Source organism: Stenotrophomonas sp. 169 (assembly GCF_014621775.1).
GTDB lineage: Bacteria > Pseudomonadota > Gammaproteobacteria > Xanthomonadales > Xanthomonadaceae > Stenotrophomonas.
In genome coordinates, this window is sequence record NZ_CP061204.1 from 644,391 (window position 1) to 667,504 (window position 23,114).

Sequence of the window (23,114 nt, forward strand, 5' to 3'; positions counted from 1 at the left end):
CATCCTGACGCAATCGGCTCATGAATGGCCGTATTCGGGACCGGCATCACGTCATTTCCTTTTTGTGCGTCAAGCTATTGACGTCAGGAAACGTTCACGTTAAACCTCTATCTCGTTCTGGAAACATTCAGTCAACCCCCTCCGCCTGACCGCAGGCAGCGCACCACGTTTCACTGACAGCGGCCCGGCAACTGCAGTAAATCACGCGAATCAAGCGCCCCCAGGGGACGTTGGGTCATTGCACCCGGCGCTGGCGTTGCTTTGCCCGAAAACCAGTCCAACCAGGAGTCGTACTCAGATGAATCGGATTTATCGCAAGGTCTGGAACAAAGCACTCGGACAGCTGGTCGTGGCCTCTGAACTGGCCTCGTCCGATCAGCCCGGCAACGTCATCGACAAACGCCGCCGAGGCACCGGACCGGTCCTGGTTGGGGCATCACTGGCCATGGCGTTGGGATGGGGGGCGCTCACACCGCAAGCCCACGCCCAGTCGTTGGCCGTCGGCGGTACCGAAGAATGCCGGCTGGAGGACGGAACGCTGGCGCAATGCGTGGTGACCGGCAGCGCTGTTGTTTCCGGTCCGAATGCGGTGGCAGTGGGTGACAACAGCGCAGCCAAGGGCCTCTACGCGGTGGCCATCGGCGCCGACACCGTCGCCAGCAAATCACTTTCCTCCGCCTTCGGTGGCGGCGCGCAGGCCACATCCACCAGCAGCACCGCGCTCGGGGCGGGTAGCGTCGCATCGGCCAGTAACAGCGTGGCGCTGGGCGCGGATTCGATCGCGACCCGGGCAGACAGCGTGTCGGTCGGCAGTGTCGGCAGCGAGCGCCAGATCACCAACGTCAAGGCCGGCGAGACAGATACCGATGCGGTGAATGTCGCCCAGCTCGACGCGGTCGCTGACATCGCCGAAAACACCGCGAACTATTTCCAGGCCAGCGGTACCGGTACTGCTACCGCCTCGGGTGCCTCGGCTACGGCCGCGGGCGCCGGCAGCGTGGCCTCCGGCAACAACGCCGTGGCACTGGGTGATGCGGCTTTGGCCACCGCCGAAGGCACAGTCGCCGTCGGCGGTACCTTGGACGGTCAGTACGCGACCGAAGCAGCAGGCCGTTATTCCACTGCCGTCGGCAGTGGCTCGTTTTCGGTGGGTAGCGGAAGCACGGCGCTGGGCGCCGGTGCAGTGGCCGAAAGCGCGGGCAGCGTGGCGCTGGGCGCAGGTTCGTATGCCGACCGCGTGGACAGCGTGTCCGTTGGCTCGGCCGGGCTGGAACGCCAGGTCACCAACGTGGCGGCCGGTACCGAAGGCACCGATGCGGTAAACCTGGACCAACTGGACGAAGTGGCTGCGGTCGCCGACACCACGGCCAACTATTTCCAGGCCACCGGCAGCGCGGACAGCGACGCCGGTGCGTTTGCCGCAGGCGCCAATGCGACCGCCATCGGTGAGGCATCCAACGCGTTGGCCGATGGCAGCACGGCGCTCGGCAGTGGCGCTACAGCGGTAGCCAGCAATGCAACCGCTGTCGGCTTCAATGCACTGGCCAGTGGCCAGAACAGCGCGGCCTTCGGCAACAACGCGCAGGCCAGTGGCCCGGGCAGCGTGGCAGTAGGCGGTGTGGCCGTGGACGAAGACGGCAACCCGCTGATCACCAATGGCGGGGTGCCGGTGGATACCGGCGCAACCAGTGCCGGCGTAGGTGGCACGGCCGTCGGTGCCAGCGCCGAGGCCAGTGGATTCGCTGCCTCGTCATATGGCCTCGGCGCGTATGCCGGCGGCGCGCAGTCGTCCGCCTTCGGTGCGGTATCCAATGCCATCGGGGATTACTCCACGGCCATCGGTACCCAGTCGGTCGCCACCGGCACCAGCAGCACCGCCATCGGCGGACCGGCCGACCTGATTCCGGGCCTGGGAATCTTCGTGCAGACCCAGGCCAGCGGCGAATCGGCCACGGCCGTCGGTGCCGGCGCCATCGCCAGTGGTGATCTCAGCCTGGCCAGCGGCACGCTGACCGAAGCGTCCGGTGAACAGGCTACTGCAGTGGGTTACTTCGCCTATGCACCCGGGGACCGCGCCAGCGCGCTTGGCGCGCATAGCTGGGCCAGTGGTGAAGACAGCACCGCCGTCGGTTACTACAGCACCGCACGGGGCGCCAACAGCGTGGCCCTCGGCGCCAATTCCGAAGCCGTGCGGGCCAACTCGGTCGCCGTCGGCAGCGTCGGCAACGAGCGCCAGATCACCGATGTCGCGGCAGGTACCGAGGGCACCGATGCGGTGAACCTGGGCCAGCTGGACGCGGTTGCCAGCGTGGCTGACACCACGGCGAAGTACTTCCAGGCCACCGGCAGCGCGGACAGCGACGCCGGTGCACTTGCCGCCGGCGCCAATGCAACGGCCATCGGTGAGGCGTCCAACGCGCTGGCCGATGGCAGCACGGCCCTTGGCAGCGGCGCTACGGCGGTCGCCAGCAACGCCACTGCCGTTGGCTTCAATGCACTGGCCAGCGGCCAGAACAGCGCCGCTTTCGGCAACAACGCCCAGGCCAGTGGCCCGGGCAGCGTGGCAGTGGGCGGTGCGGCGGTGGACGAAGACGGCAACCCCTTGATCACCAACGGTGGGGTCCCGGTAGACACCGGCGCCACCAGCGCCAGCGTGGGCGGCACGGCCGTCGGTGCCAGCGCCGATGCAAGCGGTTTTGCGGCGTCCTCGTTCGGGCTGGGCGCGTATGCCAGCGGCGCGCAGGCGTCCGCCTTCGGCGCGGTGGCCAACGCCACCGGTGACTATTCGACGGCGGTGGGTACCAACAGTGCCTCCACCGGTGACAACTCGGTGGCGCTGGGCGCGGACTCGGTGGCCAGCGGTGGCTACAGCACGGCGACCGGCCAGGCGAGCATCGCCAGCGGCACCAACAGCGTCGCAGTAGGTGGCGCACTGTTCGGCATCCTGGCCACTGAAGCATCAGGCAACTATTCCACTGCCGTCGGCGGTGGTGCGTGGTCGCCCGGGGTGAACAGCACCGCGCTGGGCAATGCAGCAACCTCGCAGGGCGCCAACAGCGTGGCGCTGGGTGCGGATTCGATCGCCGACCGCGACGACAGCGTGTCGGTGGGCAGTGCCGATGCGCAGCGCCAGATCACCAACGTGGCGGCCGGCACCGAAGGCACCGATGCGGTGAACCTGGACCAGCTGAACACCGTCGCGGCGGGTGCGGAAAACACCAGCAAGTATTTCCAGGCGCAGCCGGAAACCGGCACCGACACCGGTGCGTGGGCCGAAGGCGAAGGCGCTGTTGCGGTTGGATCCGCCAGCAATGCGATCGGTGACGGCGCGGTAGCGCAGGGCGCAGGTGCGTCCGCAGTCGGCAACGACAGCGTTGCGCTGGGGCGCAATACCAGTGCCGGCGGTGAAGGGGCCGTGGCCATCGGTGGCCTCGGCCAGGCGTATGACCAGTACAACTCGCCGCTCACCAACCCGGACGGCACCGCCGTGCTGACCGGCACCAGTGCCAGCGCCGGATCGACGGCGGTAGGCAATGCAGCACAGGCCACCGGGCTGGTCAGCAATGCGTTCGGCTCGGGCGCGCAGGCGACCGGTGACAACAGCTTTGCGGGCGGCAACAAGGCGCGCGCGGTCGGCAGCTACAGCGTGGCACTGGGTGACAGCGCCTGGGCCAGCAGCGATGAAACCACGGCCGTAGGCGGCTACAGCTTCGCCACCGCGAACGGCGCCACCGCGTTCGGTTCCAGCGCATGGGCGACGGCCACCAATGCGTCGGCCTTCGGTCTGGCGTCGTGGGCCAGCGGCAGTGGCTCCACATCCATCGGCTACAACAGCTGGGCCGATGGCCTCAGCTCCACCGCAGTGGGTCGCGGGGCCTTCGGTTATGGCGATTACAGCATCGCGATGGGTTTCCAGGCCTTGGGCAACACCGTCAACAGCATTTCCATCGGCACCAATTCCGAGGCCTTGGGCGAAAGCGCCATCGCCCTGGGGGCGGGCAGCAGTGCGGCCGGTGACAACAGTGTCGCGCTGGGTGCCGGTTCGGTGGCAGCGCGTGATCGTAGCGTCGCCATCGGCAGCGCCGGCAACGAACGCCAGCTCACGAACGTAGCGGCAGGTACCGAAGGCACCGACGCGGTGAACCTGGACCAGTTGGACGCAGTCGCGGCCGCAGGCGAGGCCACCAGCAAGTACTTCCAGGCCACCGGCAGCGCAGACAGCGACGCCGGCGCACTGGCGTCCGGTGCCAACGCAACGGCCATCGGCGAGGCGTCCAACGCATTGGCAGACGGTGCGTCGGCACTCGGCAGCGGCGCAACCGCTGCAGGCCAGAACGCGACAGCGGTCGGCTTCAACGCGCTGGCAGCCGGGCAGAACAGTGCCGCCTTCGGCAACAACGCACAGGCCACCGGTCCGGGCAGCGTCGCGGTCGGCGGCGTGGCGGTCGATGAAGACGGCAATCCGTTGATCACCAACGGCGGAGTGCCGGTGGATACCGGCGCCACCAGCGCCGGGCTCGGTGGAACCGCCGTCGGTGCCAGCGCCGTCGCCAGCGGCTTCGGTGCGGCGTCCTACGGCCTGGGAGCGTATGCCTCCGGCGCACAGTCCGCGGCCTTCGGTGCGGTATCCAACGCCATCGGCGATTACTCCACCGCTATCGGCACGCAGACGGTCGCCACCGGCACCAGCAGCACCGCGATCGGTGGCCCGGTCGATCTGCTGCCCGGCCTGGGCTTGTTCATCTCCACCGAAGCCAGCGGCGAAGCCGCCACGGCGGTAGGCGCAGGTGCGCAGGCCAGTGGTGACAATTCCACTGCGGCGGGCACCCTGGCCTTTGCCACCGGTGACCAGAGCACGGCGATCGGCTACTTCTCCAGCGCATCGGCGATCAACTCGGTCGCGTTGGGTGCCGACTCGGTGGCCAGCCGTGACAACACCGTATCGGTGGGCAGTGCCGGCAACGAGCGACAGGTGACCAACGTGGCCGCCGGTACACAGGGCACCGATGCGGTGAACCTGGACCAGCTCAATGCGGTGGCCTCGGTGGGTGAAACCACCAGCAAGTACTTCCAGGCCAGCGGCAGCGACGACAGCGATGCCGGCGCACTGGTCAGCGGCGACAACGCACTTGCCGCTGGTGAGGCCAGCAACGCGATTGGCGATGGCGCCATCGCGTTGGGCAGCGGTGCAACCTCCAACGGGTCCAACGCGGCAGCCGTCGGCTTCAATGCTTTGGCAGAAGGTGAGAACGCGCTCGCCAGCGGCTTCAATGCACAGGCCCTCGCGGCCAACGCCAGCGCCAGCGGTGCCAACGCGGTCGCATCGGCCGAGTACGCCACTGCAAGCGGCGCAGAAAGCCTGGCCTCGGGTGAACAGAGCGCCGCCTACGGTGCCGCCAGCGTTGCCAGCGGCGACGGCAGCACCGCCGCTGGCGTGCTCTCTGAAGCCAGCGGCGAAGAAGCGGTTGCGGTGGGTTACTTCACCACGGCTGATGGTAGCGGTGCGACGGCGGTGGGCTCCGAAGCGGTGGCCATCGGCACCACGGCCGCCAGCTTCGGCTTCGCAGCAGAAGCCACGGCGGGTTACACCACGGCGGTGGGCGGCTACGCGCAGGCCACGGCGTTCAACGCCACGGCACTGGGCAGCTTCGCCAACGCTTCCGGTTCCAATTCGGTCGCCCTGGGTGGCGATTCGGTGGCCAGCGGTGCGTACAGCACGGCCGCCGGCCAGGCCAGCATCGCCAGCGGTACCAACAGCGTGGCCGTCGGTGGCGCATTGGGTGGACTGTTCGCTACCGAGGCATCCGGCAACTACTCCACCGCCGTCGGCGGTGGTGCCTGGTCGCCGGGGGTCAACAGCACGGCGCTGGGCAATGCAGCGGAATCGCGAGGCCTGAACAGCGTGGCGCTGGGTGCGGACTCCATCGCCGACCGCGACAACAGCGTGTCGGTCGGCTCCAGCGGCGCGACGCGGCAGATCACCAACGTGGCGGCAGGCAGTGAAGCCACCGACGCGGTGAATCTGGCGCAGCTGCAGGCCGTCGCCGACGCCAGCGGGACCGGCAGCAAATACTTCGCCGTCAGCGGCAGTGAAGACAGCGACGCCGGTGCCCTGGTGACAGGTGACAACGCGCTGGCGGCAGGTGAAGCCGCCAATGCATTGGGTGACGGTACCGTTGCCCTGGGCAGCGGCGCCACGGCGGCCGGCAACAATGCCACGGCGGTCGGCTTCAACGCACTGGCAAACGGCGAAAACGCAACGGCCAGCGGCTTCAATGCACAGGCGGTGGGCGCCAATGCCAGCGCCAGTGGCGGCAACGCGCTGGCGTCGGCGGAGTACGCGACGGCCAACGGCGCCGAGAGCGTGGCGTCCGGGGAAAACAGTGCCGCCTTCGGTGCGGCCAGCGTGGCCAGCGCCGACGGCAGCACGGCAACCGGCGCGTCCTCGGCCGCCTCCGGTGTGCAGTCGGTGGCCGTGGGTTACGTCAGTACGGCGGCAGGCGCTGCGGCGACCGCCGTGGGTTCGGCGAGCACGGCCAGTGGCAACGTTGCGACCGCACTGGGCTTCCGTGCCGATGCCAGCGGCGACTTCAGCACGGCCATCGGTGGTCTTTCGGAGGCGACGGCGTTCAACGCCACCGCGATCGGTAGCTCGGCAGTCGCTTCCGGGTCGGCTTCGCTGGCACTTGGCGGTGATGCAATCGCCAGCGGCGCGCGCAGTGTCGCCCTGGGTGCGGGGTCCAAGGCACTGGAAGCCAACGTGGTTTCGGTCGGTGGCGGCAGCGGAGCCAGTGCACCGGCCACCCGCCGCATCGTCAACGTGACCGAAGGTCGACTGACCGCCGACAGCAGCGATGCCGTCACCGGTTCGCAGCTCAACCGCACGAACCAGCGCGTCGGCGCGGTGGAGACCCAGGTCAACGATATCGATAGCCGCATCGGCAGTATCCAGACCACCCAGGCCAATTCGCTGGCCTACGACGATTCGCAGCGCGGCAAGATCACCTTCAACGGTGAGCGGGGCACGGTGGTGGACAACGTCGCCGCGGGCAACATCAGCGGTGACAGCCGCCAGGCCGTCAACGGGGGCCAGTTGTTCCAGTCGCTCAGCAACGCGGCCAGCATGCTTGGCGGCGGCGCCAGCGTGGGCCTGCAGGGTGTGTTCGTCGCGCCGAACTACGTCATCCAGGGCAACACCTACAACAACGTGGGTGACGCGTTGACTGCGCTGGATTCGCGCGTTTCTTCGATGGGCCAGGGCCTGGCATCGGGGGCTCCGCGCAGTGCATCGCCTGCACCGGCAGCCGGTGGAACCGGACCGGCAACGGCAGCGGGTGGCTCGCGTCTGGTAGCTGCACCGACCGCCGACGTCAGTGCGCAGGCCGTTGTCGGCCAGGGTGCCGTCGCCAGCGGCGCCGGGGCGACCGCGCTCGGCCTGGGTGCGACGGCATCGGCCGACAACTCGGTCGCGCTGGGCCAGGGCTCGGTCGCGGATCGTGCGAACTCGGTGTCCGTCGGCAGCGTCGGCGGTGAGCGCCAGGTCACCAACGTGGCGGCCGGCACGCAGGCGACCGACGCGGTCAACAAAGGCCAGCTGGACAGCGGTGTGGCGTCGGCCAACAGCTACACCGACACCCGCTTCAAAACGGTCGCCGACAGCGTCGATGTGTTCAAGGGCGAAGTGGACGGCAAGCTGCGCAACATGGACCGCCGCATCGACCAGCAGGGCGCGATGAGCGCCGCGATGTTGAACATGGCAACCAGTGCCGCCGGCGTGCGCACCCAGAACCGGGTCGGCGTCGGCGTCGGCTTCCAGGGCGGCGAATCGGCCCTGTCGCTGGGTTACCAGCGTGCGGTCAGTGATCGCGCCACGGTGACGTTCGGCGGCGCGTTCAGCAGTGATGACAGTTCCGTAGGCGTCGGTGCCGGCTTCGGCTGGTAAGGGCGCGGCAACAAAAACGGCGGCGGCCGCCGGTCGCCGCCCGCCAGTGAAGCCTGAGGGGGCGGGTCACGGCAACCCGGGCGTGGCCCGCCCGGGGTAGTCGCAAGGAAGTAAGGCCGCAGGTTTGGTACCACCAACGACCCAGAAGAGGATTTCGACGTGATCAAGAAGCACAACCTCCGCACCAACGTTCTCGCCGCTGCTGTGCTGTCCCTGACGGCGGGTGCGGGCATGGCACAGGCCGCCGACCTCAAGGTCAGCGCGCCCCTGCATTCCCCCGCCGCGCAGCAGCAGGCCGTGAACGGCATCATCGTGAAGTACAAGGCCGGCAGCGTCGCTGCGGGCAGCAGCGCAGCCAAGGTCGGCGTCGTCAACGGTGCGCTGTCGCGTGCCACGCTGTCCGGCAACAAGGCGACCGCTACCGCGCGCGCTGCTGCGTTCAGCCCGCAGGTCGTGCGCAGGCTCGGCGTCGGCGCGGACCTGATCCGCCTGAAGACCCGCCTTGGCACTGCTGACCTGGACAAGGTGCTGGCTGAACTGCGCGCCGACCCGGCCGTGCAGTACGCCGTGCCGGATGCACGCATGTACGCCATCGATGCCGGTACGCCGGCACGCGCCCGCGCCGTGGTGCAGGCAGATGCAACGCCGTCCCTGGTGCCGAACGATCCGCTGTACGCGCAGTACCAGTGGCACCTGAGCAGCGCCACCGGCGGTGTCAACGCACCGGCGGCGTGGGATATCGCCGCAGGCGAAGGCGTGGTGGTAGCGGTGCTCGACACCGGCATCCTGCCGCAGCATCCCGACTTCGTCAGCGGTGCGCTGCTGCCGGGCTACGACTTCATCAGCGATGCGGAGACCTCGCGGCGTCCGACCGATGAGCGCGTACCGGGTGCACTGGACATGGGTGACTGGGTCGAGAACGACAACGAGTGCTATGCCGGCTCGCTGGCCGAAGACAGCTCGTGGCACGGTACGCACGTAGCGGGCACCATCGCCGAAGCCACCAACAACGGCGTCGGCATGGCCGGCGTGGCCCACAAGGCCAGCGTGCTGCCCGTCCGTGTGCTCGGCAAGTGTGGTGGCTACCTGTCCGACATCGCCGATGCGATCACCTGGGCGTCCGGCGGCACGGTCACCGGCGTGCCGGCCAACACCACCCCGGCTGACATCATCAACATGAGCCTGGGCGGCAGTGCGGCCTGCGACGCGGTGTACCAGGACGCGATCAATGGGGCGGTGTCGCGCGGCACCATCGTGGTGGTCGCGGCGGGCAACTCGGCGTCCAACGCGGCCAACTTCCGCCCGGCCAGCTGCAACAACGTGATCGCCGTCGGCGCCAACCGGATCACCGGTGGCATTGCGTCGTACTCCAACTTCGGCACGCTCGTGGATGTGTCCGGACCGGGCGGCGGCGGCGGTGTCGATGGCAATCCGGGTGGCTATGTGTGGCAGGCCGGTTACAACGGTGCCACCACGCCCACCTCCGGCACGTTCACCTACATGGGCATGGCCGGCACCTCGATGGCCTCGCCGCATGTCGCCGGTGTGGCGGCGCTGGTGCAGGGCGCACTGGCCGATGCCGACCGTGACCCGTTGACCCCGGCAGAGATGGAAACGCTGCTCAAGCAGACCGCGCGTGCGTTCCCGGTGACCATCCCGGCCGGCACGCCGATCGGCACCGGCATCGTCGATGCCAAGGCCGCGCTGGATGAGGCGCTGAAGGAGCCATGCACCGAGAACTGCGCACCGCCTGCCACCCCGCTGACCAACAAGGTCGCCGTGGCCGGCATCAGCGGTGCCAGCGGCAGCGAGAAGCTGTACAGCTTCGTGGCGACAGCCGGCAAGCCGGTCAGCTTCGTCACCTACGGCGGCACTGGCAACATCTCGCTGCACGTGGGCGCGGACAACGGTACCTCCACCGTGGCATGGACCGCCAAGTCCTCGCGCACCGGCAATGCGGAAACCGTACGCATCACGGCGCCGGTCGCCGGCACGTACTACGTGAAGGTGGTGGGTGACGCAGCGTTCTCCGGCGTGACCCTGCTTGCCACGCAGTAAGTTGCGTCTCTGACGCACCTGGCCCGCCAGTGAACCTGGCGGGCCTTTTTATTGATGCAGTCGTGCTTTTTTCCGATCTGAACGGTAGCAGCCGACGGCATGCTGCTACAGTCTGGACGATTGCACGTGAGGCTTTCTGTGAACGCGGTTGTCGACCCTGCCAACGTGAATACTGCTGAAGCGCCGTTGATCGATGCGCTGATCGCGCGCGGTCGGTTGAAGGAAGCCGATCTCGCCCGCGCGCGCACCCTGCATGCCGAATCGGGCGGCAGCCTGCTGTCGCTGCTGGTCCGCCTGGGCCTGGTGTCCGAACGGGACCAGGCACAGACCACCGCCGACGTGCTCGGGATTGAACTGCTGGATGCACGGCAGATGCCGGATGCACCGCCGCCCTCGCTGGCCGATGCCCTGCCGGTGACGCTGCGCTTCCTGAAGCAGTTCCACGTCTGCCCGATTTCGCTGGACGAAAGCGGCCTGCTGCTGTGGCAGGCCGATGCCCACGATCCCTATCCGTGCCAGGCGATCTCGCTGGCGATGGGCGTGCCGGTGCATCCGCGTATCGGCCAACGTGCCGAGATCGACGACCAGATCGAGCGCTGGTATGGGCAGGGTCGCAGCGCCATGGGGGCGATCGTGGAAACCGCCGATGGCGAGGGCGCCGCGGTCGACGACATCGAGCACCTGCGTGACCTTGCCTCTGAAGCACCGGTGATCCGACTGGTGAACCTGGTGATCCAGCGTGCGGTTGAACTGCGTGCCTCGGACATCCACGTCGAGCCGTTCGAGACGCGGCTGAAGGTGCGCTATCGCGTGGATGGCGTGCTGATCGAAGGCGAGAGCCCTCCGTCCAACCTGACCGCTGCGGTGATCAGCCGCATCAAGATCATGGCGCGGCTCAACATCGCCGAACGTCGCCTGCCGCAGGATGGCCGCATCATGCTGCGTGTGCAGGGCAAGGAACTGGACCTGCGCGTCAGCACCGTGCCGACCGCGCATGGCGAAAGCGTGGTCATGCGTCTGCTGGATCGTGAAACCGTCGTGTTCGATTTCCAACGACTGGGCTTCACCGAGGAGTTCCTGCCGGCGTTCCGCAAGGTGCTGGAGCAACCGCACGGCATCCTGCTGGTGACCGGCCCCACCGGATCGGGCAAGACCACCACGCTGTACACCGCGCTGAGCCAGCTCAACACCGCCGACGTGAAAATCATCACCGTCGAAGACCCGGTGGAGTATCAGATCGAAGGCATCAACCAGATCCAGGCCAAGCCGCAGATCGGCCTGGACTTCGCCAATGCGCTGCGCAGCATCGTGCGCCAGGATCCGGACATCATCATGATCGGCGAGATGCGCGACCTGGAAACCGCGCGCATCGCGATCCAGTCCGCGCTGACCGGCCACCTGGTGCTGTCCACGCTGCATACCAACAATGCCGCAGGCGGCATCACCCGCCTGCTCGACATGGGCGTGGAGGATTATCTGCTGACCTCCACCATCAACGGGATCCTGGCCCAGCGCCTGGTGCGCCGCCTGGAGCCGACCCATGCCGAGCGGTATGAGGCATCGCCTGAAGAGATCGAGCGCTTCGACCTGCGCCGTCTGCAGCCGCACGGCACGATCCACCTGTTCCGCCCGCGACCCTCGGCGATCGCGCCCACCGGTTACCTCGGGCGCACCACCATCGTCGAGTTCCTGGTGATGAACGACGAGCTGCGCCGCGCGGTGATGCGTCGCGAAGGCATGGGTGAGATCGAGCGCATTGCACGCAATGGCGGCATGCGCACGATGTACGAAGACGGCCTGCTGAAGGCGCTGGCCGGGCAGACGACGCTGGAAGAAGTCCTGCGTACCACCGAGGAAAGCTGAGCATGCCGCTGTACCGCTACAAGGCGCTGGATGCACAGGGCGACATGGTGGATGGCCAGATGGAGGCGGTCAGCCAGGCCGAGCTGGTCGTGCGCCTGCAGGAGCAGGGCCACTTGCCGATGGAAACCCGGTTGGCCAGCGAAGGCGGCATGGACGGTGGCCAGTTGCGTTCCCTGTTCAAGAGCCGGCCGATGCAGGGCGCTGCGCTGCTGCAGTTCACCCAGCAATTGTCGACGCTGCTGGGCGCGGGCCAACCGCTCGATCGCGCGCTGACCATCCTGCTCAGCCTGCCCGAAGACGAGCGCTCGCGTCGGGTCATCAGCGAAATCCGCGACACCGTGCGGGGCGGGGCGTCGCTGTCCAGCGCGCTGGAACGCCAGCACGGGTTGTTCTCGCGGCTGTACATCAACATGGTGCGCGCCGGTGAGGCCGGTGGCAGCCTGCACGACACGCTGCAGCGGCTGGCCGACTACCTGGAACGCAGCCGCGCGCTGCAGGGCAGGGTCGTCAATGCGCTGATCTATCCCGCCATCCTGCTGGTGGTGGTGGGCGGTGCGCTGCTGTTCCTGCTGGGCTACGTGGTGCCGCAGTTCGCGCAGATGTATGAAAGCCTCGACGTGGAGCTGCCGTGGTTCACCCAATTGGTGCTGCAGGTGGGTCTGGTGGTGCGTGATGGCTGGATCTGGATCATCGTCATTCCCGCCGCGATCGCCTGGCTGCTGGAGCGCAAGGCACGGCAGCCGGCGTTCCGCCTGGCACTGGATGGCTGGCTGCTGCGACGCAAGGGTATCGGCGCACTGCTGGGCAAGCTGGAAACCGCGCGGCTGGCGCGCACGCTGGGCACCTTGCTGCGCAACGGGGTGCCGCTGCTGGCCGCACTGGGCATTGCGCGCAACGTGCTGGGCAACCGCGCGTTGGCTGCCGACATCGACATCGCCAGCGACGAAGTGAAAAGTGGCAACGGCCTGTCTGCGGCACTGGCACGCGGCAAGCGCTTTCCCCGGTTGGCCCTGCAGATGATCCAGGTCGGTGAGGAATCCGGCGCGCTGGATGCGATGCTGCTGAAGACGGCCGACACCTTCGAACAGGAAACCGCACGCAGCATCGACCGCCTGCTGTCGGCGATGGTGCCGGCGATCACCCTCGTACTGGCCTCGGTGGTGGGGCTTGTCATCATGGCCGTGCTGGTACCGATGTATGACCTCACCAACGCGATTGGCTGAATCCGTCCCACTGCAATGACGTGCACTCCCGCAACAAGGAACCTGCTGATGAAACGACGTGCCACTCCCCGCTTTTCCTCGCCGCGCAACCAGTCGGGCATGAGCCTGCTGGAGATCATCATCGTCATCGTGCTGATCGGCGCGGTGCTCACCCTGGTCGCCAGCCGTGTGCTCGGCGGTGCCGATCGTGGCAAGGCCAACATCGCCAAGGCGCAGGTGCAGACCGTCGCCAGCAAGATCGACAACTACCGCCTGGATACCAACCGCCTGCCGGCCAAACTGGACGAGCTGGTCACCCAGCCGGCCGGTGTGAATGGCTGGATGGGACCCTATGCGAAGGCATCGGATCTGGACGATCCGTGGGGCCGCCCGCTGGATTACCGCGCACCCGGTGAAAGCCAGGATTACGACCTGATCAGCCTGGGCAAGGATGGCAAGCCCGGCGGCAGCAGCTTCGATGCGGACATCCGCTACGAGCAGTGACATTGAAAACAGGGGCCGTCCGCTCCGGCGTGGCCATGCCGCGCCGTTCTTGCCGCAGTAGCACCGGTGCGCAGGCACAGGGCATGTCGCTGCTGGAGATGCTGCTGGTGATCGCCCTGATCGCGATGGTCGGGCTGGTCACTGCGGGCATGTTCTCGCGTGGCATGGCCGGCATGCAGCTGCGCAGTGCCGGCAAAGAAATCGCCAACCAACTGCGCGCCACGCGTGCCGAAGCGATTGCCCGTGGCAGCGTGCAGCGCTTCCTGATCGAGCCCCGTCAACGGCGCTGGGAAGCGGCGGCCGGTCGTCGTGGCACATGGCCAGAGCAGGTGCAGGTCGACTTCGAGGGCGCAGCACAGCTGCAACCTGCCGCAGGGCAGGGGGTCATCGAGTTCCATCCAGATGGGGGCGCCAGCGGCGGCCGTATCGTATTGCGTCGCGGGGACGCACGTTGGCGGATCAACGTGGGCTGGCTGACCGGTGAAGTCACCTCCGGCCCGGAGCGGGCTCAATGAGGTCACGCAGCGCCCTTGCCGGTAAACGCGCGGTACGCGGCTTCACCTTGCTGGAAGTGCTGGTGGCCTTCGCGTTGCTGGCCATGGCGCTGACCCTGCTGCTGGGCACGTTGTCCGGTGCCGCACGACAGGTCGGCCAGGCCGACGTGCGCTCGCGCGCGGTGCTGCACGCACAGTCGCTGCTGGCTGTCGCAGGCGTTGAAGCGCCGTTGCGGGAAGGCCAGCAGCAGGGCCAATGGGAACAGGGCCGTTACCGGTGGACCCTGCAGGTGCGCCCGTTCGTGGAACCGCGCGCATCCGGCAGCGCCGTCGCGACCGGACCTGCGGCGCCACGGCTGCTCGAACTGGACCTGCATGTGCGCTGGGACCAGCCGCGAGCAGGACAGTTGGCCTGGCGCAGCCTGCGCCTGGTGCCGCCCGCGCTGGAGGCGACGCCGTGAGCATCCGTGTGCGCGGATTCACCCTGATCGAAGTGCTGCTGGCCACCGCGCTGCTCGCTGCCGGGCTGGCGCTCGCCTTTGTGACCGTGCGTTCGGCGATGACCATCAGCCAGCGGGGTGAAGCCATCGCGGCCGACAACGAGCGCATGCGCGCGGTGCAGGGGCTGCTTCGGCGCCAGCTCACCCAAGCGCTGCGCAGCCCGATCGAGCCGCTCGACCCGGCACGCGAGCCGCAGTTCTTCATCGGCCAAGCCCAGCGGTTGCGCTTTGTCGCCGACGTGCCTGCGTATCTGGGACGGGGAGGATCCTACGTGCATGATCTGCAGGCAGTGCGCAGCGGCCAGGGCGTGCGCCTGCAGCTCGGCCTGGTGATGGTGCAGGGCGGCGTGCAGATCCCCGAGCGTCCGCCGCGTGCGCCGGAGGTGCTGGTGGATGAGCTGAAGCGGGTCACCCTTCGTTACCGCGGCATCGATGCGGCCAGTGGACAGATGGGTGACTGGATGACGGAATGGCCGGATACCCGTCGCCCGCCGCTGCTGGTGTCGATCCAGGTGCAGCCTCTGCGAGGACCGGCGTGGCCGGATCTGCAGGTGGTGCTGGAGAATGCGGCGCAGGCGGGTGCGCGATGAGGGCCCCACGCGGTGCTGCGCTGGTGCTGGTGCTGTGGCTGATCGCCCTGCTGACTGCGCTGGTCGGCGCGTTTGCCATGTCGGCCAGGATTGAACACCTGCAGCAGCGCGTGCAGGATGACAGCGGGCGCGCACAGGAAATCGGCCGTGCCGGTGTAGCCTACGCCATGTCGCGGCTGCGTGCGGACCCGCAGCGGCCTGCGTGGCAGCCGGATGGTCGCCTCTATCGCTGGCGCTTCGACGGTGCGCAGGTCGATATCCGCATTGAAGACGAGAGCGGCAAGATCAATCTCAACCTGGCCGACATCCCCTTGTTGCAGGGCTTCCTGCAAGCCCTGCAGGTCGAACCCGCCGCTGCCACGCGCCTGGCCGGCGCGATCGTGGATTGGCGCGACGCCGACGACCTGAGTCCTGTCGGGGGCGGCGCAGAGGGTCCCGACTATGTCGCCGCAGGCCTGCCTTACGGTCCGCGCAACGCACGTTTCGAGACGTTGGGTGAGCTGCAGCGGGTGCTGGGCATGACCCCGTCGCTGTACGCACGCATGCGCCCGATGCTGACCCTGCACAGCCGTCTGGCACGGCCGGATGCGCGCTTCGCGCAGGGCCCGGTGCTGACGGCGCTGGGCATGGATGCCGCGCTGGTGCAGGCACAGCGCGAGCAGGAGTGGGCAGGCAGCAACGACACGATGTCGGCGCCCGCTGTTGCCAGCGGCAGTGGCACCTATAGTATCGAGTGCAGCGTGGTGGATGAGCGCGGCCGTGCCGCCGTCAGCCGCGCGGTAGTGCGCAACACCCCGAGCACGGCGATGGGCCGGGCTTATACAGTGCTTGGATGGGAACAGGGAATGGCCTCGCAATGACCGCATGGCAGCATGGATTCAGGCAGGTGGGGGCGCAACTGATGCCGCGTGCCAGCGCGTTCCTGCGCTGGTGGCGGGATGCGCTGCTGGCCTGGCTGCCGGCACGCTGGCAATGGGCGCTGGGCTGGGCGCCGGCCCGCCTGCTGCTGCGCCAGTGCGGCGACACCCTGCGCATGGAGCGCGACATCGGAGGCGAAACCACGCTGGTCGGCACGCTGCCCTGGCCGTGCCAACCCACCGCCCTGGCTGCGGCGCTGGAGCCGCGGCTGCAACGCTTGCCCCGTTACTGGGTGCTCGATGCGGGTGAGGTCCTGCGGCGGACCCTGCGGGTTCCCGCCGCGGCGACCGGTCGGCTGCGCGATGTGATGGGGTACGAGATCGACCGGCAGACGCCGTTCGCTGTCGATCAGGTCACCTACGACGTGAGGGTGCTGGGCCCGCCGAGCGGGGACCACCTCCAGGCCGAGCTGGTGTTGCTGCCGCGGCAGCGCCTGGAGCAGTGGCAGCAGGCCGTCGGAAACTGGGCCGACGCGGTCAGTGGCATCGACGTGGTCGACGCCGCGGGCGCTCCGTTGCACGTGAACCTGCTGCCGCCCGGGCAGCGCCAGCGCATCCGCAACCCGCAGCTGCGGCTTGAGTTGCTGCTGGCCGGGGCCGCTGCGGTGATGCTGACGCTGGCGGGCAGCCAGCTGCTGCACAACCGCGAACGAGCCGTGGACGAGCTGCGCACCGACGTGGAGCGTAGCGCGCGCAATGCGCGTGGCGTGGCCAACGAGCGAGCCCGCCTGCAGACCCTGGTCGACGGCGCCGCGTTCCTGGACAGTGAGCACGTCAAGCGACCGACCATGCTGGCGCTGTGGAATGAATTGAGCAGCTTGCTGCCCGATGGCACCTACCTGGAAAAGATCGGCGTGGAAAACCAACAGGTGCAGCTGATCGGGCTGAGCCGCGAAGCCAACCAGCTGGTGCCCCTGCTGCAGGCATCCCCGTTGTGGCAGCGGGTGAACCTGACCGGCGTGCTGCAGGCCGATGGCACGGCAGGCGGGCGTGATCGTTTCACCCTCACTGCGGAACTGCGGCCGCTGGCGACGCCGCTGCCGGCAGCAAAAAAGGAGCCGGCCCATGCCGTCCGCACCGACACGCCGTGACCGCTGGCTGGCGCTTGGACTGCTGCTGGCGGTGCTGGCGCTGGTCTACCTGTTGCTCGTGCATCCCCTGTTTACGGTGCCTTGGCGTGCGATGGACCAGGAGATCGTGGCATTGCAGGAACGCCAACAGCGCGTGCAGGTCCAGCTGGACCAGCGTCCCCAGGTGGCCGAGCGGCTGCAGCAGGTGCAGGAGGCCCTGCGCCAGCGCCCCGGCTTCCTGACCGAGGCGACGGCTGAAGGGGCCGCGGCCGCGCTTTCGGCGCGCGTGCAGGAGGTCGTCGCATCCGCCAGCCCGGGAAACCGCGCCTGCGTGGTCAGCAACCGCACCCCGATGCCGGACAGCCGCGGCGACGCCACGTACACGCGCGTGGCCATGCAGGTCCGGCTGCGCTGCGGCGTGGACGAAATGGCCACCGTGCTGCAGTCGTTGGAAACCGGCACGCCGCGCCTGTTCGTGGAAAACCTCAACATGCTGGCCCAGCGTTTCCAGCAGTCGCCCGTGGAGTCGGGAACCGGACTGGATGTGTCGTTCGAACTGGTCGGCTACCTGCAGCCGGGGGGCCTGGACACCCTGCAGGCCACGCCGCCAACGGGTGTTGCGATGCCTGCCGACAGTGGCCTGTCAGCCAACGCGGCGCCCGCGTCCGATGTCGAGGCTGCGCCTGCAGATGCACATAGCCCCGATGCCGCCAGCCCGCCCGTTGACGACGTCGTGGATGTCGTGGAGGCGCCGGATGCGGATTGATCGTTTCAACCTGCGCACGTCGATCCTGCTCGGCATCGCAGTGCTGGCCGGCACCGCGTGGCTGGCCACACGCCTGGGCGTCGGCGGCGGCATCGACGCTGCAGACGCCACCAGCGTACCGGTACCGGTGTTGCCGAACCTGCCTGCGCAACGGGCCGAGCCTCTGGTTACATCTGCCAGCTTCACCGCCGTCGTCGAGCGGCCGGTCTTCGCTGAAGATCGCCGCCCGCACCCGTTCCGCCTCGGCGGCCCGGAAGCGGCTGCCAGCGGCGGTGCGCTGCGTTTGACCGGCGTGCTGCTCAGCGGAAATTTCGGCATGGCGACGCTGTCGGGAGAGCAGGGCCGCTCGCTGCGCCTGCGCCTGAACAGCGACGCGGTGGAAGGCTGGCAACTGCTCGCACTGGAGCCGCGGCGGGCCACCGTCCTCGGTCCCGACGGCGCGCAGGTACTGGAACTTGCGGTGTTCGACGGTCAGGGAGGCGAGCCCCCCACGGTGCTGCGCGACACCGCCGCGGCAGGCACGACGGGCACGGCGCGACAGGCCGTACCCCCAGCACCGCCGCCGCAGCCGTCACGCAGTTCGCCCGCCGCACCTGCGGCATCGCCCGCTGCATCGCCCGCGACGGCTCCGGCACCCGCAGACGCTGCCAATCAAGGGCCAAGTGAAGAACAGATGCGGGCGATCCGCGAGCGCATCCGCGCCCGACGTGAGCAACTGCAGCAACAGCAACAACAACGCCAGTCAACGTCGCCTACCGGCGGCGCTGCCAACCGATAGAGTGCAAGCATGAACCTGCGTTTCCTTTCCTGCTCTTTCGCCCTGGCCTTGCTGGTCGGCTGCACGACAGCGCCGATCCCGGACGTGCAGCGCAATGCCCGGTTCGACACCGGCGTGGCCGTACCTGCCACTGACGCCGATGGCGATGACGTGCAGGGTGCGCCGAAGGCCGTCATCCGGCGGGGCACCGGCACGATGATCAACCGCAGTGCCGCGTCGTCAGCGTCGCCGGCGTTGGGACAGGCCAGCAGCGGCGATGCCACCTTCAACTTCGAGGGCGAATCGCTTCACGCCGTGGTCAAGGCGATCCTCGGCGACCTGCTGGGGCAGAACTACGTCATCGCGCCCGGCGTGCAGGGCACGGTCACCCTGGCAACGCCCAGGCCGGTGTCCGGCGCGCAGGCACTGAACCTGCTGGAGATGGTGCTGGGGTGGAACAACGCGCGCATGGTGTACAGCGGCGGACGCTACAACATCGTTGCCGCCGACCAGGCGCTCGCCGGAACCGTGGCGCCGAGCACCGCGCCCGCCGCCAGCGCCCGTGGGTTCGAGGTGCGGGTGGTGCCCCTGCAGTTCATCTCGGCTGCGGAAATGAAGAAGGTGCTTGAGCCTTACGCGCGGCCGAATGCCATCGTGAATGTCGACAGTGGACGCAACGTCATCACGCTGGGCGGAACGCGCGCCGAGCTGGAGAACTACCTGCACACGGTGCAGATATTCGACGTCGACTGGTTGGCTGGCATGTCGGTGGGCGTGTTCCCGATCACGTCCGGCAAGGCCGAGCAGGTTGCTGCGGATCTGGAAAAGATATTCGGCGAGGACAGCAAGACGCCCAGCGCCGGCATGCTGCGTTTCCTGCCGCTGGAGAATGCCAACGCGGTGTTGGTGATCACCCCGCAGGTGCGCTACCTCGACCAGATCCAGGAGTGGCTGGACCGCATCGATACCGCGGGCGGCGCGCCCCGGCTGTTTTCCCATGAGTTGCGCTACATCAAGGCACGTGACCTGGCCGAGCGCCTGGCGGAAACCTTCGGCAGCAGCGGCAGCCGTGGCGGCGACAGCGGTGCATCGCTGGCACCGGGCGCCAGCAGTTCGCGCATCGACGGCGGCGGTGGCCGTGGCCAGGATGGCGGGACGGACACCCCCTCGCTCGGCAGCGACAGCAGCGGTACGGGCGCCAGCGGAGGCACCGGCAACAGCGGCATGAGCCTGCCGCAGCGACAGGCCGGCAACGCCAGCGTGACGCTGGAAATCGGCGCCGACCGTGTCGGCGTGTCGGCGGTGGAAGAAACCAATACCTTGCTGGTGCGCGCCACGCCGCAGGCATGGCGCTCCATCCGCGAAGTGATCGAAAAGCTGGACGTGATGCCCATGCAGGTCCACATCGAAGCGCAGGTGGCCGAGGTCAGCCTGACCGGCGATCTCAGCTACGGGGTCAACTGGTACTTCGAAAATGCCGTGCAGGGCGCCAGCTTCACCGGTGCCGTGGGCGGGGCGACGCTGCCCAATGCCGCAGGGCGCGACATATGGGGAAGCTATGCCGGTGCGATCACCGGCAGCAGCGGACTGGGCTGGACGTTCCTTGGCCGCAATGCCGCCGCAGTGGTCAGCGCGCTGGACAAGGTGACCGACCTGCGCCTGCTGCAGACGCCCTCCATCTTCGTGCGTAACAACGCCGAGGCCACGCTCAATGTCGGTGACCGTATCCCGATCGTGACTACCACGGTCAATACCGGGATCGGGGCCAGTACCGTCGGCCAGGTGCAGTACATCGACACCGGCGTGATCTTGAAGGTGCGCCCGCGGATCACCCGCGACGGCACCGTGTTCATGGACATCGTGCAGGAAGTCAGCAGCGCCGAACTGATTCCCAGCACCTGCAACCCGCAGGAAAGCAACTGCAATCCGCGCATTTCTACCCGCAAGATGGCCACCGAGGCGGCCATCCAGAGCGGTGACACCATCATGCTGGCCGGTCTGATCACAGATAGCGGGAACGACGGCCACAACGGCATTCCCGGCCTCAGCCGGATCCCGGTCGTGGGCGCCCTGTTCGGGCAGAAAACCCGCAGCAGCCGTCGCTCGGAAGTGATCGTGCTGCTCACCCCGACGATCGTCCGCAATGGTCAGGAAGCGCGCATTCTCACTGATGAGTACAGCCGTCGCTTCCGTGCGATGGAGCCGATCAGCGCGCCGCGCGGCAAGTAGCACTCTGCGTCATCGACAGTCGCCATGCGACCGTGTTGCTTGCTACGCTGGCAGCACACGGCCAGGGCAACCGCCCGCCGTGCATCCACCAGCGGAGGCGGGATGGGGGCGATCGTGTTGTTGCCGTTGGGCGTGGACGACGCGGCGCTGGACCATTGCCTGGCCGCGCTGGACGCGGGCACCGCTGCGGGCACTGCGATCTGGCTGGCCGACGACGCGCAGGCCGGACCGCGTGCGCAGGCAGTCATCGCGCATTGGTTGGCGCATACCCCATTGCAGGCCGAGTACACCCGGCGCGCACGGCCGCTGGGCGAAGTCGCCCACCTGGATGAAATGCTGCGCGCGTGCGCCGGTATGGATGTTGCGGTACTGGCACCGGACAGTGTCCCGGTGTCAGGGTGGCTGGACCAGTTGCAGGCCTGCTTCGCCCGTGATGCTTCGATCGCGACTGCAACGCCCTGGTGCAACGCGGGCGGCACGGTGGCCTGGCCACGGCTGGGCGAGATCAATCCGCTGCCGGCCTTCCCGCCGGCGTTGTCGGTGGCCTCCGCGGCGATGCCGCCGCAGCATCCGGAGCTGCCCTCGGCGGTGACCCACGCGGTGCTGGTGCGCGGCAGCGCACGCCAGCGTGCCGGCGGACTGGATACCGACAGCTACGGTGGCTGGAGTGCGGCGCTGATCGATCTGGGCCTGCGCATGGCCGGCCTGGGCTGGCGCAATGTGCTGTGCGAGACCGCGTTCGTCGCACGCGGCAGCGAGGGCAGCAACCACCCCGGTGATCTGGACGCGTTATCGAGCAGCTGGCCGGCGTGGACGCCACGGCTGGCGGACTTCCTGATGCACGATCCGCTGCGTGACGCACGTGATGACCTGCAGGCCCGCTACCAGCGCGCGATAATGCCCGAGGCGCAGGGCGATCTGTTCGGTGCCGCATCGTCCCCGCCGGAGTCAGCCGCTTGAACCAGGCCATTGTTGCCGTCGTCGTCACTTACCAGAGCAGCAGCACCATCGATGCCTGCGTGCAGCGCCTGCGCGACGCGCACGGCATCGCCGAGATCCGTGTGATCGACAACGCGTCGCAGGACGATACCGTCGAGATCCTGCAGCGCCACGCCAGCGTCGACGCCCGTGTGCGCTTCATCGCCAACCCGGACAACCCCGGCTTTGCCGCAGCCAACAACCAAGGGGTGGCCGATTCGTGTAGCCCGTGGCTGGCCTTCATCAACCCGGACGTGCTGGTCGAGCCGGATACGCTGGCCCGGCTGTGTGAGCGCGGCAGCGCGCTGGGTGACTGCCTGCTTGGCGTGGAGCAGGTGGACGAGCAGGGTCAACCGGATGAAGCCGTGCGTCGTCGCGACCCTGATTTCCTGATGATGCTGCGGTCCCCCGGGCGTGGCTCGAAGCTGGCCATCGCGCGCGACGCGTCGCTGGCGATGCAAGCGGTGCCGGCCCTGTCCGGTGCTGTGATGCTGATGCCACGCGCCTTGTTCGACCGGATCGGTGGCTGGGATGCCGGCTACCGCCTGCATGCCGAAGACCTGGACCTGTGCCGTCGCGTGCGCGATGCGGGCGGGGTCGTGGCCATCGCCAACGACCTGCAGGTCGTGCATGTGCGGGGCGTCTCCAGCCGCTCGCGTCCGTTCTTCGTGGAGTGGCACAAACATCGCGGGTTGTGGCGCTACTTCAAGCGCTTTGAAGCGCACCAGCGCAGCGTGCCGGTGCGGGTGGCCGTGTGGGGGGCGATATGGGCGCACGCGGTGCTGCAGGTGCCGAGGTTGCTGCGAGCGGCGTAGCCCCTCGTGGCTGGCTTTCACACTTGAGCTGCGCTTGGGCCGGGCGGTAGGGCTGGGCGGGGGACGGCAAGAGCCGCTCCTGCGGGCCTCGTTTCGTGCCATCCATGGCACTCAACGCCCCCGCCCAGCCCCACCGGCCGGCCCTCTGACAGGTTCCGTGGCCGCCAGCCGCGTATGAAAAAAGAGAAAAGCGGTAGCGCCGACCCATGGTCGGCGGAAAGCATCATCCCCCCTCGCGCCAACATCCGCCGATCACAGGTCGGCAAAGGTTCCATGGCCCCCATGGACCTGTCGAAGGTGGGGCGGGGTGGGTTGGCGGGGGCGTTGAGCGCCATGGATGGCGCGAAACGAGGCCCGCATGGACGCAGTTTTTGCCGTCCCCCGCCAACCCATCCCGCCCCACCAACGCATCAGCCCTGCAGCGCTTGC

At 68.2% G+C, this 23,114-nt stretch carries 15 protein-coding genes; all 15 read left to right on the forward strand.

All coding sequences use genetic code 11. From position 1 onward, the window contains the following. Nucleotides 1-298 precede the first annotated feature (298 nt). The 15 genes from ICJ04_RS02735 to ICJ04_RS02805 all read left to right on the forward strand — a co-directional run bounded on the left by ICJ04_RS02735 (nt 299) and on the right by ICJ04_RS02805 (nt 22,685). Entirely contained in the window at nt 299-7,942 is a 7,644-nt protein-coding gene (locus tag ICJ04_RS02735) for an ESPR-type extended signal peptide-containing protein (RefSeq protein ID WP_188326033.1), read from the forward strand. Between the two features lie 159 nt (nt 7,943-8,101). Further along, a complete protein-coding gene (locus ICJ04_RS02740; RefSeq protein ID WP_188326034.1) occupies nt 8,102-10,000 on the forward strand; it encodes a S8 family serine peptidase in 1,899 nt (632 codons plus the stop codon). 138 nt (nt 10,001-10,138) lie between these two features. Further along, nucleotides 10,139-11,863: a type II secretion system ATPase GspE gene (gspE, locus tag ICJ04_RS02745; RefSeq protein ID WP_188327177.1), complete on the forward strand. Its 1,725-nt coding sequence runs from the start codon at nt 10,139-10,141 to the stop codon at nt 11,861-11,863. 2 nt (nt 11,864-11,865) lie between these two features. Then, nucleotides 11,866-13,086 (forward strand): type II secretion system F family protein, encoded by a 1,221-nt coding sequence (locus tag ICJ04_RS02750; protein WP_188326035.1) that lies wholly within the window; start codon nt 11,866-11,868, stop codon nt 13,084-13,086. A 48-nt stretch (nt 13,087-13,134) separates the two neighbouring features. Further along, nucleotides 13,135-13,569, forward strand: a complete 435-nt coding sequence (gene gspG / locus ICJ04_RS02755) for a type II secretion system major pseudopilin GspG (RefSeq protein WP_188326036.1) — start codon at nt 13,135-13,137, stop codon at nt 13,567-13,569. A 35-nt stretch (nt 13,570-13,604) separates the two neighbouring features. After that, nucleotides 13,605-14,084, forward strand: a complete 480-nt coding sequence (locus ICJ04_RS02760; RefSeq protein ID WP_188326037.1) for a GspH/FimT family pseudopilin — start codon at nt 13,605-13,607, stop codon at nt 14,082-14,084. Then, nucleotides 14,081-14,524, forward strand: coding sequence for a prepilin-type N-terminal cleavage/methylation domain-containing protein (locus ICJ04_RS02765; RefSeq protein ID WP_188326038.1), 444 nt, complete (start codon nt 14,081-14,083; stop codon nt 14,522-14,524). Before ICJ04_RS02760 ends, ICJ04_RS02765 begins: the two co-directional genes overlap by 4 nt. Further along, entirely contained in the window at nt 14,521-15,153 is a 633-nt protein-coding gene (locus ICJ04_RS02770) for a prepilin-type N-terminal cleavage/methylation domain-containing protein (protein ID WP_188326039.1), read from the forward strand. Before ICJ04_RS02765 ends, ICJ04_RS02770 begins: the two co-directional genes overlap by 4 nt. Next, a complete protein-coding gene (locus tag ICJ04_RS02775; protein ID WP_188326040.1) occupies nt 15,150-16,013 on the forward strand; it encodes a type II secretion system protein GspK in 864 nt (287 codons plus the stop codon). The genes ICJ04_RS02770 and ICJ04_RS02775 overlap by 4 nt, the downstream gene beginning before the upstream one ends. Continuing rightward, nucleotides 16,010-17,161, forward strand: a complete 1,152-nt coding sequence (locus ICJ04_RS02780) for a PilN domain-containing protein (protein ID WP_188326041.1) — start codon at nt 16,010-16,012, stop codon at nt 17,159-17,161. The genes ICJ04_RS02775 and ICJ04_RS02780 overlap by 4 nt, the downstream gene beginning before the upstream one ends. Further along, nucleotides 17,136-17,906, forward strand: coding sequence for a type II secretion system protein GspM (gspM, locus tag ICJ04_RS02785; protein ID WP_188326042.1), 771 nt, complete (start codon nt 17,136-17,138; stop codon nt 17,904-17,906). Before ICJ04_RS02780 ends, gspM begins: the two co-directional genes overlap by 26 nt. Then, a complete protein-coding gene (locus ICJ04_RS02790) occupies nt 17,896-18,684 on the forward strand; it encodes a general secretion pathway protein GspN (RefSeq protein ID WP_188326043.1) in 789 nt (262 codons plus the stop codon). Before gspM ends, ICJ04_RS02790 begins: the two co-directional genes overlap by 11 nt. A gap of 9 nt (nt 18,685-18,693) precedes the next feature. Next, nucleotides 18,694-20,892, forward strand: coding sequence for a type II secretion system secretin GspD (gspD, locus tag ICJ04_RS02795; protein WP_188326044.1), 2,199 nt, complete (start codon nt 18,694-18,696; stop codon nt 20,890-20,892). Nucleotides 20,893-20,994: 102 nt separating this feature from the next. Beyond that, on the forward strand, nt 20,995-21,852 hold the full coding sequence (locus ICJ04_RS02800; protein WP_188326045.1) for a glycosyltransferase: 858 nt from the start codon (nt 20,995-20,997) through the stop codon (nt 21,850-21,852). Then, entirely contained in the window at nt 21,849-22,685 is an 837-nt protein-coding gene (locus ICJ04_RS02805) for a glycosyltransferase family 2 protein (RefSeq protein WP_188326046.1), read from the forward strand. The genes ICJ04_RS02800 and ICJ04_RS02805 overlap by 4 nt, the downstream gene beginning before the upstream one ends. Nucleotides 22,686-23,114: the final 429 nt, after the last annotated feature.